Below are 14,646 nucleotides of genomic sequence, written 5' to 3'. Positions count from 1 at the left end.
TATCGGTTGATTGCTGCCAAAGCCTTGATTTGGCGAGGATTGCGCCATGCCAGCGGTCTCCGGTCAGGAGCCGCTTTTGTCACCGTCATGATGATCCCGCATGCAGCAAGCCCAGATCGATCTGTTACGCTCGGCCGCAGTTCCGGCCCAGCAGCTCTTCATTGGCGGCCGACCGGCGCAGGCGATCGGTGAGGCGCGGCTCGACGTGGTGTCGCCGATCGACGGCCAGGTGCTGACGACCATTGCAGACGGCGATGCCTCCGATGTCGACCTCGCGGTGAAGCGGGCGCGGCAGGCCTTCGAGCAGGGAATCTGGTCGCGCGCAGCACCGGCGCAGCGCAAGAAGGTGCTGCTGCGGTTCGCCGATCTCATCGAGCAGCACGCGCTCGAGATCGCGGTGCTCGGTGTGCGCGACAACGGCACCGAGATCAGCATGGCCTACAAGGCCGAACCGCTGTCGGCGGCTGGTACCATCCGCTATTACGCGGAGGCGATCGACAAGGTGTATGGCGAGATCGCGCCGACCTCAGGTGACGTGCTCGGGCTCGTGCATCGCGAGCCGCTTGGCGTCGTCGGCGTCATCGTGCCGTGGAATTTCCCGCTGATGATCGGCGCGTGGAAGATCGCTCCCGCACTCGCCGCTGGAAACTCGGTCGTGGTCAAGCCGCCGGAGCTGGCATCCCTGACGCTGCTGCGGCTTGCCGAGCTCGCGACCGAGGCAGGCCTGCCCGACGGCGTGCTCAATATCGTCACCGGCCGCGGTGCATCGGCCGGCGAGGCGCTCGCACTGCACATGGACGTCGATGTGCTCGCCTTCACCGGCTCGGGCGCGGTCGGCCGGCGGCTGCTGGAATGCTCGGCGCGGTCGAACCTGAAGCGGGTTCATCTTGAGCTCGGCGGCAAGTCGCCCAACATCGTCTTCGCCGATGTGCCCGACATCAAGCACGCGGCCAAGGTCTCCGCGAACGGCATCTTCCGCAATTCGGGCCAGGTCTGCGTCGCCGGCTCGCGGCTGCTGGTGCAGTCCGCAATCTACGATCGTTTCATGGATGCGCTGCTCGATGCGACCGGAGGGCTCAGGGTCGGCGATCCCCTCGATCTGACTTCGGATATCGGCGCCATCTCGAGCCAGGCGCAGTTGCGCAAGAATCTCGATGCGGTTGCCCGCGCCGAAGCGCAGGGCGCGAAGCGGCTGATCGGCGGCGAGCAGATCCGCGCCGAGAGCGGCGGCAACTTCATGGCGCCGGCGATCCTCACCGAGGTGGCGCCGTCGATGGAAGTCTGGCGCGAGGAGGTGTTCGGCCCGGTGCTGGCGGTCACGCGGTTCGACAGTGAGGAAGAGGCCACAGCGCTCGCCAATGCGACGCCCTATGGACTTGCATCGGCGGTGTGGACCGGAAGTCTGTCAACGGCGCATCGCATGGTGCGCGCCATCAAGGCCGGCGTCGTGCACGTCAACGCCTATGGCGGCGCCGACATCACGGTGCCGCTCGGCGGCTTCAAGCAATCCGGCTTCGGACGCGACAAGTCGCTCCACGCGCTCGACGCCTATACCGACCTCAAGACCGCCTGGATCGCGCTATGACATCAGCAATTACCGAGCGCGCAGGCGTTCTGAACCGCTTGCTCGATGCCGAGCAGGAACGTTTCCGGGCGCTGCATCCGCGATCGGCGGCGGCCTGGCAGCAAGGCCGGCAGCACTATCTTTACGGCGGCCCGTCGCACTGGATGCGGCGCTGGGCCGGCGGCTTCCCGGTCTATGTGGAGGAGGCGCAGGGCGCACATATCAGGGATATCGACGGCCGCGACTATATCGATTTCTGCCTCGGCGACACCGGCGGCATGTGCGGGCACGCGCCGGAGGCGGTGACGGAAGCCGCGCTGCATCAGCTCAAGCGCGGCGCGACCATGATGCTGCCGACCGAGGACAGTCTCTGGGTCGGTGCCGAGCTGTCGCGGCGCTTCGGTCCGAAATACTGGACCCTGACGACGTCGGCGACCGACGCCAACCGCGCCGCGATCCGCATCTCGCGCATGATCACCGGCCGGCGCAAGGTGCTGGTGTTCTCCGGCTGCTACCATGGCGGCGTCGAGGAGGCGCATGTCGAGATCCGCGACGGCCGGGTCGGCCTGCGCAACATGATCCACCCCAACGGCATCGAACATGACGCCGTGAGCCGGGTGGTCGAGTTCAACGATGTCGCAGGCCTGGAGGCGGCGCTGGCGCAGGGCGATGTCGCCTGCGTGCTGACCGAGCCGCTGATGACGAATTTCGGCATGATCCCGGTCGACCCCGGCTTTCACCAGGCATTGCGCGACCTGACCCGCCGCGCCGGCACCGTGCTCATCATCGACGAGACCCATACGCTGTCCTGCGGACCGGGGGGCTACACGGAGAGCCACGGGCTCGAGCCCGACATCTTCGTCGCCGGCAAGGCGATCGCCGGCGGCATCCCCGCCGGCGTGTTCGGTCTCAGCCAGGAGATTGCCGAGCGGCTCTGGAAGCTCGTCCCCCACGTCAATCCGCGCGAGCGGCAGTCCGCGCATCTCGGCTTCGGTGGCACGCTCGCCGGCAACGCGCTGACGGTTGCCGCCATGCGCGCGGTGCTGGAGAAGGTCCTGACCTCAGCGAATTACGAACGGATGATCGGAACCGCGACCTGGCTCGCGCAGGAGGCGCGCCGGCTGATCGATGCGGCCGGGCTGCCCTGGCACGTCACGCAGATCGGCGCGCGTGCCGAGATCATGTTCATGCCACGGCCGCCACGCAGCGGCGCCGACGTCATTGCGGGCCGGCAGCCCGATCTCGAGACCTTGCTGCATGCGTTCTACATGAACGAGGGCATTCTGGTGACGCCGTTCCACACCATGCTGCTGATGTGTCCGGCGACGTCGGGGCGGGATGTCGACAGGCACACGGCGGTGTTCGCGCAGTTCATCGATCTGCTGCGAGGCGCAGGAGCCATCTGATGCAGGCGCTTCCGTTCAATCTCGAGGGCCGGGTCGCCATCGTCACCGGCGGCGGCCGCGGGATCGGTGCGGCCATTGTCAGGCGTCTTGCGCAGGCCGGCGCGACGGTCGTGATCGCCAACCGAACGCTCGATGTGGCCGAGGCACTGGCGCGCGAACTGGTAGCCGATGGTCGGACCGCGCATTGTGTGCCGTTCGACAAGCTGGACCGTAGCGGCCTGCGTGCGATGGTTGACGATGTCGCCGCCAGATACGGCCGGCTCGATATCGTCGTGCACAATGCCGGTGGTTGTCCGTGGGCCTCGCTTGAAGAGCTCGACGAAGCCAGGCTCGACGAGACGCTGGCTCTCAATCTCAACGCCAGCATCTGGCTCGCGCAGGCCGCAATTCCGCATATGCGCGCCGTCAGGTTCGGACGCATTCTGGTGACGTCCTCGGTGTCGGCGCGCGTCGCGATGGGCGGCGGCGCGCATTACTCGGCGGCGAAGGCCGGCGTCAACGCGTTCATTCGCGGCGCCGCCTTCGAGCTCGCGCGCGACGGTATCACGGTCAACGGCGTCGAAGCCGGCTTCATCGAGAAGCCCGGCCGCGGCACCATGAGCGTGCCGGAGAACAAGGCAAAGCTCGAACGCTTCATTCCGATGGGGCACATGGGGACTGCCGACGACATCGCCTGCGCGATGCTCTATCTCGCCTCGACCGAGGCCAAGTATGTCACCGGGCAGACCATCGTCGTCGACGGCGGGTCGACCTTGCCGGAGACCGGATTTGCCGTCGAACGGCAGTGGGGACTCTAGATGAGCATGATCTTTTCGGAAAACCGGCTTCCACTTTTCCGGATCATGCTCTGATGCCGCGGCTGGACGGAAAGACCGCGCTGGTGACCGGCGCAGCCACGGGGATCGGCCGGGCGACGGCTGTCCTGCTGGCATTGAGCGGCGCGCGCGTCGTGCTGTTCGGGCTCGGTGAGGCCGAGCTTCAGGCCGCGGCGGCGGAGTGCGGCGGGCAGGCGGTCCATGGTGACGTCACGCGTCCGGACGACATTGCCAACGCCGTCGCCGCCTGCGGCGCGTTGCTCGACGTCGTCGTCAACGCCGCCGGCCTGATCGTGCCGGATCAGCCTGCGAACGTTTCCGACGAGGTCTGGGCCAGGACGCTTGACGTCAATCTCACGGGGACCATGCGTGTCTGCCGGGCATCCTTGCCGCTGCTCCGGCAGCGCGGGGGCGCGATCGTGAACGTCGCCTCCGTTGCCGCGTTCAATGCCAGCCCGGATAGCGCAAGCTACGCCGCCAGCAAGGCGGCCGTCGTCGCCTATACGCGTTCGCTGGCCTACGCCCACGGCGCCGACGGCATCCGCGCCAATGCCGTTGCGCCAGGCTGGGTGCGGACGCCGATGAGCGCCTATGAAATGCAATTGCTCGCGGACCAGAATGGCACCAGCGCCGAGACCGAGTTTCGCGGCGTCGAACGGCGGATCGCCTTGGGACGGATGGCCGAGCCCGCCGAGATCGCGGCATGCTGCCTGTTCCTGGCTTCCGACGAAGCGTCCTTCGTGACCGGAGCGGTGCTGGTCGCCGATGGCGGCGGTCGCTCGCCGACGCAGAATCGCGCCGTGTAGACGGCCGGTTGGCGTCGCGTCGCGGGCGGCCGGCACCTTGATAAGGACCGGCGGATTTGGCACTCTCGCGTCGTCACGTCATTCGATCGAGGGGCGTTATGAACAAGTCATTTTCTGCGATCATTGCCGCGGCCGCTTCAATCGTCGTTCTGTCATCGACAGCGGCGCGATGCGGCGACTATCCGTTTGGTGATCCGCCGTACCGGCTGGACTACGTGCAGGAGCCTCAGATCGAATCCGGCTGCTGGAAATGGAATTGGCAGCTGTACCAGTGGCAGGATCACTGCCCGGTCTACGTCTATCCGAAGGCGTATATGTTTTCACGATCGTCGCGCGCCGTGCTCCGCACCAAGAGGTGAGGAGCAGCCGGCTTCGTGTCGCGCCTCGTTTGAGCATGATCTCCGCGCGGGCGCGGAGCGCTGACAGTGGGAAACCGCTTCGCGCTTTTCCGGATCAGGCTTTGATCAGTGGGCGATGGCGCAGGCTACCTGGTGGTGCTTGCCGAAGTTGAGCAGCGCGTTTTCCCGGAAGCCGTCCAGCCAGATGCCGTGGCCGGCATAGCGATATCCGACGCCCATCGGCACCAGCCGCACATGCACCCCGCCATGGCCGGTCAGCAGCGAGGCCGTGACGACTTCGCCCTCGACCGACACGGCGCGCGGGCAGAGCGGATATTGATGGCCGTTCTCGCAGGTGAAGACGATTTCTGAGCAGGTGCCGACCGGTGCCTTGGTGACCAGGCCGAGGTCCGCGGCCGCCGCCGGCCGGGAAGCGCCTGATAGCGTTGCGCCCAAGGCCAACATGCCCGCGACCATGTAGCAAATCCGAATACGCATCAGTGCCCCCTCGTCCGGCGATAGGCTAAGCAATTGAGCAAAAAATATCTCGCGCTAAATGAGCAAAAAAAACCTCCAAGGTCAAACCGCTCCGCCCAGTGCAGCGCGGCGGGTTAAGCAATCACCTTGGGGATTGAGCGTTAGGTGTTGCAGGTTTGGTTCAGTGGAACGGAATCAAGTCGAAGACTGTCCGGCTGCGACAACGTGCCTTTACTGGCCACAATTGGCCTGCGGGTGGTGAGGGACATCCGAGTCGTTTCGCAGCGACTGCTTCCAAGCGCCTGACCGGATCGCATCGCGAACGGGTTTCGGGGCGAACATCGGGGTGGGAATGAACTTCCGTGGTGCCATTGCAGGTTCGCTACTGACCTTGGCGATCGTCCCTGCGGCTCACGCGCAGACGCCATCTCCTCGACTGGTGAACGGCCGGGCTGCAGCGGCTCAGCCTGCTCACGGCGATCAATGGTTTTCCGGCCCGAGCTTCCGCAAGGACCTGTGGCGCTTCATCCGAACGCTCGACGTCGTCAAGAGCGCGAACAAGAATTTCAAGTACCGGGTGGTCAACGCGGAAACGACGCGGTGCGTCGGCCCGACCTTCGCATGAAGGCCACCTTCTCATCCGCCCTTGCTCTTGCCTCGCGCGGGGTCGGGCCTCGACTGCGGAGAACCCTAACGAAAAGGGCGAGTGTTTACTCGACCTTAACGTGAAGTGTTCTGGAATGAAGTGAGGTTCGGCGTGCTTCAAGTGAAGTCGCGCGATGCGCATCGTGCAGCCGATAAGGATTCAACGAATGACTTCGCGTGAGGGCTTCGGGCAATCGAAGGTCTGCGCATGCACGCTTGGCGTCGTGGCCGCGCTTGCTGTGTTCTTGCTCGCTTCCGACAACGCGGCGGCTGAGGAGAGTTTCAGCGGGCCGACCTTCCGAAAGGGGATGTGGCGATTCGTGCGGACGCTGGAATTGGTTTTGCCCTCCAACGGCCGGCAAAAGCTGCTCGAGCGCGAAATGACGCGCTGTGTCGACCCGACCCAGGCGATGAAGGCGACGTTCTCATCGCCGTCGATCGGAAATTGCCATTCTTCAAGGCCTGAGAAGATCAGCAACAGGTATATCTTCTCCAACCGGTGCGACTACATGGGGCCGGTGAGCACCGTCATCACGGTGCTGAGCGACGAGGCATACACCGAGGTCAACGAAGTCCACGGCCAGGCGCCGCGGAAGGACCGGGTGGTCGCCCGCCGGATCAGTGATTGCCACGAGGACAGGGCGTCGCTTGGCCAGCCTGCCGGTCGACCGAGCGAGGTCTCGCACGACGTCGAGCAGGAAACGGCTGAAGGTGAGCCGCTCTAAGTCGGTGCTCAGGCCCCGCAACGCTTGGATGCCGATGCGCATCCTGGAAGGGCGCGCAATCGAGATCGCTGGCGTTGTCGTCAGATCTTTTGCTGGTTGCCTGGACCACTCACCTTGACGGTGATCTTCTGAATCTCGGTGCGGCCGCCCTGATATTTGACCTCGATGGTCAAGGCGTCGTCGCCGAGGAATTCGGGCGGCGCCTTATAGAAGGCGACATAGGCCGGGACCTCGAGCGCCAGGCAGGCCTTGTAATTGGTGGCCTTGGCCTTCGCTGACTTCACCACAACCTTTCCGGCAGTGGGTGGACTGACCAGCCGGATGGTTGGCAGGGGCCCCGACGTGCAGTCAGGCAACACATTGAGATAAATCCCGATTTGGGTGTCCCGGTTGGCCAGCGCCCGAACCTGGCGTTCGACGGTGGTCTCCGGCGGCACTGGCGTTGGCGTCGGGGTTTGTGCGGATGCCGCGCCGATCGAGGCCCAAAGGAAAACCGCGGCACATCCCTGACGAATCACCCGCATCGACCACTCCAAATCGCCGGCAGGGATCGAGCCGGGCCGACGGCGAGTACCGCCTTTCGGCTAAACAAAATTGGCCAAGCCGTGGTTCTTGCAGCTTCGACCTGTTCGATCTTTACCACACTCGCAGGGAAAGCATTGATTAACCAAATACATTTCTTGACCGGAGGGAGGGTTAACAATAGCCTAAAACTAAATTTTTCTACAATTTTTCCTCTAATCGCATTTTGCGGGGTTGATAATGCAGGGTTCGTTTCGGGTCGCTCAGGCTACCGGCACCGGCAATTCCACCAATTCGGCTCCCGCACGAGTTTACAAGCTGACGAAGCCGCTGACGGATCAGGCCGTCATCGTCAATCTTGGATACGACCAGAAAGCGAAGGTCGACTTTTCGTCGATCGCGAATGAAAAGATCACGCTGGTTCATATCGGCGAAAAGCTGATCATCCTGTTCGACAACCAGTCGACCGTCACGGTTGAGCCGTTCTTCGACTCTCGCGCGAATGGGCAGAACAACGTCACAATCGAGATGGCGCCCGGTCGCGACGTCTCGGTGCAAGAGTTTGCAAGCCTGTTTCCGATCAGCACGGACTCCTCCGTGTTGCCGGCGGCCGACAATGGCGGCAACTCGAACGGCAACGCGCAGGCGAGCGGTGCGAATTTCAGTGCACCCGCGGTTGATCCGCTGGATCCCGTTGGCACCAACGTCTTGGCTGGGCCGGAAACACTGCCGGGTATCACGACCCTTGGGCCGACCGGAAGCTTTCCTCTGCAGCAGACTCCCCTGACTCCCCTGACTTCTCTGACTTCGGTGCCGCTGGCGATCAAGGCCGATTCGATCGTCAGCCTGACGCTGAGCGAGGCAGACCTGACGGCGGCGACCAACAACGGCGTCGACGGCTCGTTACACAACGCAGCGTTGACGAGTGCGAAGGGGAATTTTGCTGCCGACTTTACCGTCGCGGCGGGGACCGCGGGCATTCTCTCGGTGAGCTACACGCTCTCGATTCCCGGCAACGGCACGTTTTCTGGCTTGATCGATTCTCAGACCCAGCAGCACGACGTGCTGGTGCAGGTCAACGCCACGACGATCGAGGGCCATGTCGGTGGCGTCGGCGGCGCGCTGGCGTTCACTATCACAGTGGACAGCTCAGGCATCGTGACGTTCACCGAGGACCGCGCGGTCGACAATCATTCGGGGCCCGTCTCGCTGGCGGCCGGCACCGTGACGCTGACGCAGACGGTTGTGGGAAATGATGCCAGTACGGCTTCTGCTAGCGTTGATCTCGGGCCGAAACTGTCGATCAGCGACGATCATCCGACGGCGAACCCGGATAACAACAGCGTTGCGGCGGGCAGCCATGTCGAGATCGCGGGCAACGTGATCACGGGCGCCGGCGAGAGCAATCCGGCGGCGGATGCGGACGTGAAGGGCGCGGACGGCGCGAGCGTGACCTCGGCCTACGGCACGGGCGCGGCGCAGGCGGTGACGGCGGGCGGCACGACGATCGCGGGAGCGTACGGCACGCTGGTGCTGCATTCCGACGGCAGCTACACCTACGACCGCGCGGCGAACACGCCGGGCGGCGTCAGCGACGTGTTCCACTACACGCTGACGGACGGCGACGGCGACCAGTCGTCGACGACGCTGACGATCGCGATCGGCAAGGGAACGCCGGAGCTCGGGTCGATCCCGGCGGCGGGTTCTGCCTCGGCGATCGTGTACGAGGCCGGGCTGCCGGTGATCGGTTCGCATGCGGGCCAGGCGGCGGATCCGGTGGTGACGACGGGAACGATCGGGTTCACCTCGCCGGACGGCGTGCAGACGGTGTCGCTGGGCGGCCACGTGCTGTCGAGCGATTCCGGCCATCCGACGCTGTTCACGGACGCGACCGGCACGGTGAGCGCGTGGTACAGCTACGACGGCAGCAGCGCGGGCACGATCCACTACAGCTACACGCTGACGGCGGACTATCTGGAGAGCCCGGCGGCGAACAACGGGACCGACGTCGAGCGTCAGCCGAGCTTTGCGGTGGTCGTGACCGACCTCGACGGCCAGAGCACGCCGGCGGGCAACAACCTGGTGATCAACGTCGTCGACGACGTGCCGACGGCGAACCCGGATAACAACAGCGTTGCGGCGGGCAGCCATGTCGAGATCGCGGGCAACGTGATCACGGGGGCCGGCGAGAGCAATCCGGCGGCGGACGCGGACGTGAAGGGCGCGGACGGCGCGAGCGTGACCTCGGCCTACGGCACGGGCGCGGCGCAGGCGGTGACGGCGGGCGGCACGACGATCGCGGGAGCGTACGGCACGCTGGTGCTGCATTCCGACGGCAGCTACACCTACGACCGCGCGGCGAACACGCCGGGCGGTGTCAGCGACGTGTTCCACTACACGCTGACGGACGGCGACGGCGACCAGTCGTCGACGACGCTGACGATCGCGATCGGCAAGGGAACGCCCGAGCTCGGGTCGATCCCGGCGGCGGGCTCCGCCTCGGCGATCGTGTACGAGGCCGGGCTGCCGGTGATCGGTTCGCATGCGGGCCAGGCGGCGGATCCGGTGGTGACGACGGGAACGATCGGGTTCACCTCGCCGGACGGCGTGCAGACGGTGTCGCTGGGCGGCCACGTGCTGTCGAGCGATTCCGGCCATCCGACGCTGTTCACGGACGCGACCGGCACGGTGAGCGCGTGGTACAGCTACGACGGCAGCAGCGCGGGCACGATCCACTACAGCTACACGCTGACGGCGGACTATCTGGAGAGCCCCCCAGCGAACAACGGGGCCGACGTCGAGCGTCAGCCGAGCTTTGCGGTGGTCGTGACCGACCTCGACGGCCAGAGCACGCCGGCGGGCAACAACCTGGTGATCAACGTCGTCGACGACGTGCCGACGGCGAACCCGGATAACAACAGCGTTGCGGCGGGCAGCCATGTCGAGATCGCGGGCAACGTGATCACGGGGGCCGGCGAGAGCAATCCGGCGGCGGACGCGGACGTGAAGGGCGCGGACGGCGCGAGCGTGACCTCGGCCTACGGCACGGGCGCGGCGCAGGCGGTGACGGCGGGCGGCACGACGATCGCGGGAGCGTACGGCACGCTGGTGCTGCATTCCGACGGCAGCTACACCTACGACCGCGCGGCGAACACGCCGGGCGGTGTCAGCGACGTGTTCCACTACACGCTGACGGACGGCGACGGCGACCAGTCGTCGACGACGCTGACGATCGCGATCGGCAAGGGAACGCCCGAGCTCGGGTCGATCCCGGCGGCGGGCTCCGCCTCGGCGATCGTGTACGAGGCCGGGCTGCCGGTGATCGGTTCGCATGCGGGCCAGGCGGCGGATCCGGTGGTGACGACGGGAACGATCGGGTTCACCTCGCCGGACGGCGTGCAGACGGTGTCGCTGGGCGGCCACGTGCTGTCGAGCGATTCCGGCCATCCGACGCTGTTCACGGACGCGACCGGCACGGTGAGCGCGTGGTACAGCTACGACGGCAGCAGCGCGGGCACGATCCACTACAGCTACACGCTGACGGCGGACTATCTGGAGAGCCCCCCAGCGAACAACGGGGCCGACGTCGAGCGTCAGCCGAGCTTTGCGGTGGTCGTGACCGACCTCGACGGCCAGAGCACGCCGGCGGGCAACAACCTGGTGATCAACGTCGTCGACGACGTGCCGACGGCGAACCCGGATAACAACAGCGTTGCGGCGGGCAGCCATGTCGAGATCGCGGGCAACGTGATCACGGGGGCCGGCGAGAGCAATCCGGCGGCGGACGCGGACGTGAAGGGCGCGGACGGCGCGAGCGTGACCTCGGCCTACGGCACGGGCGCGGCGCAGGCGGTGACGGCGGGCGGCACGACGATCGCGGGAGCGTACGGCACGCTGGTGCTGCATTCCGACGGCAGCTACACCTACGACCGCGCGGCGAACACGCCGGGCGGCGTCAGCGACGTGTTCCACTACACGCTGACGGACGGCGACGGCGACCAGTCGTCGACGACGCTGACGATCGCGATCGGCAAGGGAACGCCCGAGCTCGGGTCGATCCCGGCGGCGGGCTCCGCCTCGGCGATCGTGTACGAGGCCGGGCTGCCGGTGATCGGTTCGCATGCGGGCCAGGCGGCGGATCCGGTGGTGACGACGGGAACGATCGGGTTCACCTCGCCGGACGGCGTGCAGACGGTGTCGCTGGGCGGCCACGTGCTGTCGAGCGATTCCGGTCATCCGACGGTGTTCACGGATGCGACCGGCACGGTGAGCGCGTACTACACCTATGACGGCACGAGTGCGGGCACGATCCACTACAGCTACACGCTGACCTCGGCGGAGACCGGTTCCGGCGGGATCGATCCGGCGCGGAGCTTCCCTGTCAGCGTGACGGACCTGGACGGGCAGAACCGGACGGGCACCCTGACGATCAATGTGATCGACGATCATCCGACGGCGAACGCGGACACGAACAGCCTGATCTCCGGCCAGACGGTGGCGGCCAATGTGGAGAGCAACGACGTTGCGGGGGCGGACGGTTACGCGGCGGGCGGCGGGGTCGTCGGGGTTGCGGCGGGAACGAGCACGTCGACGGCGCTGAGCGGCGGCGTGGGCTCGGTGATCCATGGCACCTATGGCGACCTGACGCTGCAGGCGAACGGCAGCTACAGCTATGCGGCCAAGCCGAATGTGAGCGGCGCGGACAACTTCGTCTACACGATCCAGGACGGCGACGGGAACACCTCGACGACGACGCTGAAGATCACGGTGAACGCCTCGGGTCTGGCGGCGACGCCGGACACGGTGACGGTGAACGAGGCGGGCCTTGCGACCGGCTCGCTGCATGACGGCTCGAACGTGACGAGCGGGGCGACCCTGGTTGGCCTTGTCTCGGGCGGGGTTGGCGCCGACACCTACAGCCTGGTGGGCCCGGCAACGGGCGCCCACGGCACGATCGTGATCAATGGCGACGGGACGTTCACCTATACGCTGACGAGCCCGGTGATTAACGGCTCGGCGACCGAACTGGCGGACACGTTCACCTACCAGGTGAAGGACAGCGTCGGGAACACGGTCACCAACACGATCACCGTCAACGCGCTGGACGATCATCCGACGGCGGTCAACGACACGGCTTCGGCGGTTGACGGCGGTCCTGCGGTAGCGGTGCTGACGGACGCCGTTACGAGCAACGCTGCGAGCGTTCTGGGCAACGACGCGTTGGGCGCGGACAGGCCGACTTATGTGACGAGTGTTACGTCTGGGGCAACGACGCAGGCTCTGACGGGTTCAGGGGCTTCGGCGACGACGACGATTGTGGGTGCGGACGGCAAGCTGACGCTGAATGGGGACGGCACGTTCAGCTACACGCCGAACCCCAACGTGAAGGCGGGTTCGGTCGACACGTTCACCTACACGATCACGGACGCCGACGGCACGACGTCGCAAGCGCAGCTGGCGATCACGATCAAGGCGGGCGCGGGCCCGACGGCGGGCGGCGACACGTCCTGGACGGTCCACGAAAGCTCGCTGCCGCTCGGGACGAGCCCGAACCCGTCGGACTTGACGCAGACGAAGCAGGTGACGTTCACGGCGGGCGCGGACGACCTGCATGTGACGCTGGACGCGAGCACGTTGACCACGGTGCTGGCCAGCGGTTATCCGGCCCTGAGCTGGACGGTCAGCCCCGATGGCCAGCACATCACGGGCGCGCAGGGCAGCGTCAACGTGGTGCAGTTCGACATCCTGTCGGGCGCGACGATCAATGCCGGGACGACCGGCACGGTGACGGTACAGGAGAAGCTTCTGGGGCCGATCCTGGGCGAGGGTTCGACGTTGCCCGATCTGGGCACGCTGAAGGTGGTGGCGACGGACACGCTGAACGGCGGGTCGGTCACGGATCACATCACGGCCAATGTGGTGGACGACGCGCCGATTTGGACGTCGGCCGACCACGGCGTAGTTGCCAACGTAGCAGGCATCAGCGTGATTGGAGGTCTGCAATTCACACCCGGCGCAGACGGCCTGGGATCACTCTTTTTCACCGGCGTATCCACGGATCCGCTACATCCTACTGCGACGACGATCCAGGCGGGGGGATATGCGGTCTCGGAATATGTGGATGCAAGTGGCGTCCTCCACGGTGTTGCCAATGGGGCGGACGTCTTCAAGGTGGCGCTTGATCCGACAACATCGACTTACTCGTTCTACCTATTACATACTCTCGATGCATATTCGCCGGAGCAGATCAATCCCGCCGGTAGTCCCGGTGGATCTGGACCAGCGGCGTATGCCGTATTATCGGACACGAGCGGCAATCCGGTAACCATATTGACGGGCTACCACACAACCGCAGCGTTCGATGTCAATAAATGGCTCAACGAAACGCACGACACGTTGACGACTGCGCAGTTGACCCAGGACTCCGTCAAGGCAAGTTCGACAGGCGAGGGTGTCCACAGCAATGGCTTTAATGCCGGCGACTTCATGCGCTTTGATCTTGGAGCTGTCGGTGACAACAGCCATGGCGATACTTGGTCGTATGGCACAGCGTCTGGTGCTTCGGCTGTTGGAACGGGGAATCAGATCTCGTTCAGCGTCAAGGCCCTTGGCAGTGGTGCGTCGATTATCGACTACGTCGTGCACAGTATCGATGGCACGGTGACCTCCAGCGTCTATAACTCGTCCACCGATGGGCTCACTCTCACGGCTACTGGTCACGGAAACATCGACTACGTTGAGTTGTATCAAGTTTCCGGCGCGTCCAAGGTGCTGTTGGCTGGAATTTCCGAAGTCGTTAACAACGGCCAAACCGACGTTCCCTTCACTGTCGGGGTCAAGGACGGCGACGGAAATGTCGTTAGCGGGTCATTCGACGTAAATGTGAACGGCGGGACGACCCTTTCGGGAACCGCTGGAAATGATGTCATCGTCGCGGGAGCAACGCCTGAAACGCTCACTGGTAACGGCGGGGACGACAAGTTTGTTCTCAATCTCGCCGCCCACCAGATCATTAGTGATTTCAACAGCGGTGACCTGGTCCTTCTCGACGTGGCCGGTCTGAGCCTTCCGGCGGGCACCTCAAACGCTCTGACGGCCAGTCAGTTCACGTCATCAGCAGCCACCGGCGGGACCGAGAGCAACGCGAGCGCCTGGACCGAAAGTGGAAGTACGAACAAGTTCTTCTTCAACAATGCGACGCATGAACTCTGGTACTCGGCAAATGGTACTGGCTCCGACAAGGTGGACCTCGCGCATCTGAGCACCGGCATTCCGGCGGCCGCGAACATTCATATTTTCTAGGCAACGCTTGCGGCAAAAACGAAAATCCGCGGAGACCACTCCGCGG

The 14,646-nt window shown here is 65.2% G+C and carries 10 protein-coding genes; 8 read left to right on the top strand and 2 right to left on the bottom strand.

Translation table 11 applies throughout. The annotated features are described in order from the left end of the window. Nucleotides 1-100: 100 nt before the first annotated feature. The 5 genes from ACE10Z_RS28830 to ACE10Z_RS28810 all read left to right on the top strand — a co-directional run bounded on the left by ACE10Z_RS28830 (nucleotide 101) and on the right by ACE10Z_RS28810 (nucleotide 4,950). Nucleotides 101-1,585, top strand: a complete 1,485-nt coding sequence (locus ACE10Z_RS28830; RefSeq protein ID WP_375783788.1) for an aldehyde dehydrogenase — start codon at nucleotides 101-103, stop codon at nucleotides 1,583-1,585. Continuing rightward, nucleotides 1,582-2,970, top strand: coding sequence for a transaminase (locus ACE10Z_RS28825; protein WP_375783787.1), 1,389 nt, complete (start codon nucleotides 1,582-1,584; stop codon nucleotides 2,968-2,970). Before ACE10Z_RS28830 ends, ACE10Z_RS28825 begins: the two co-directional genes overlap by 4 nt. Next, nucleotides 2,970-3,767 carry an SDR family oxidoreductase gene (locus ACE10Z_RS28820; protein ID WP_375783786.1) on the top strand — a complete coding sequence of 266 codons (798 nt, stop codon included), beginning with the start codon at nucleotides 2,970-2,972 and terminating at the stop codon, nucleotides 3,765-3,767. Before ACE10Z_RS28825 ends, ACE10Z_RS28820 begins: the two co-directional genes overlap by 1 nt. Nucleotides 3,768-3,820: 53 nt before the next feature. After that, nucleotides 3,821-4,591 carry an SDR family NAD(P)-dependent oxidoreductase gene (locus ACE10Z_RS28815; RefSeq protein WP_375783785.1) on the top strand — a complete coding sequence of 257 codons (771 nt, stop codon included), beginning with the start codon at nucleotides 3,821-3,823 and terminating at the stop codon, nucleotides 4,589-4,591. A 98-nt stretch (nucleotides 4,592-4,689) separates the two neighbouring features. Beyond that, on the top strand, nucleotides 4,690-4,950 hold the full coding sequence (locus ACE10Z_RS28810; protein WP_375783784.1) for a hypothetical protein: 261 nt from the start codon (nucleotides 4,690-4,692) through the stop codon (nucleotides 4,948-4,950). 105 nt (nucleotides 4,951-5,055) lie between these two features. On the opposite strand, the gene ACE10Z_RS28805 is transcribed toward ACE10Z_RS28810, so the two are convergent. After that, entirely contained in the window at nucleotides 5,056-5,427 is a 372-nt protein-coding gene (locus ACE10Z_RS28805) for a hypothetical protein (RefSeq protein ID WP_375783783.1), read from the bottom strand. A 325-nt stretch (nucleotides 5,428-5,752) separates the two neighbouring features. Between ACE10Z_RS28805 and ACE10Z_RS28800 the strand changes: the two genes are divergently transcribed. Both ACE10Z_RS28800 and ACE10Z_RS28795 read left to right on the top strand, forming a co-directional pair. Further along, on the top strand, nucleotides 5,753-6,031 hold the full coding sequence (locus ACE10Z_RS28800) for a hypothetical protein (protein WP_375783782.1): 279 nt from the start codon (nucleotides 5,753-5,755) through the stop codon (nucleotides 6,029-6,031). Between the two features lie 154 nt (nucleotides 6,032-6,185). After that, nucleotides 6,186-6,776, top strand: a complete 591-nt coding sequence (locus ACE10Z_RS28795; protein WP_375783781.1) for a DUF3617 domain-containing protein — start codon at nucleotides 6,186-6,188, stop codon at nucleotides 6,774-6,776. A gap of 80 nt (nucleotides 6,777-6,856) precedes the next feature. Here ACE10Z_RS28795 and ACE10Z_RS28790 read toward each other — a convergent pair whose 3' ends face one another. Continuing rightward, nucleotides 6,857-7,300: a hypothetical protein gene (locus ACE10Z_RS28790; RefSeq protein WP_375783780.1), complete on the bottom strand. Its 444-nt coding sequence runs from the start codon at nucleotides 7,298-7,300 to the stop codon at nucleotides 6,857-6,859. 238 nt (nucleotides 7,301-7,538) lie between these two features. Between ACE10Z_RS28790 and ACE10Z_RS28785 the strand changes: the two genes are divergently transcribed. After that, nucleotides 7,539-14,600 carry a tandem-95 repeat protein gene (locus ACE10Z_RS28785; protein ID WP_375783779.1) on the top strand — a complete coding sequence of 2,354 codons (7,062 nt, stop codon included), beginning with the start codon at nucleotides 7,539-7,541 and terminating at the stop codon, nucleotides 14,598-14,600. Nucleotides 14,601-14,646 lie beyond the last annotated feature (46 nt).

Source organism: Bradyrhizobium sp. Pha-3 (assembly GCF_042258615.1).
Lineage (GTDB): Bacteria > Pseudomonadota > Alphaproteobacteria > Rhizobiales > Xanthobacteraceae > Bradyrhizobium.
This window is presented reverse-complemented; position numbering and strand designations above follow the sequence as displayed.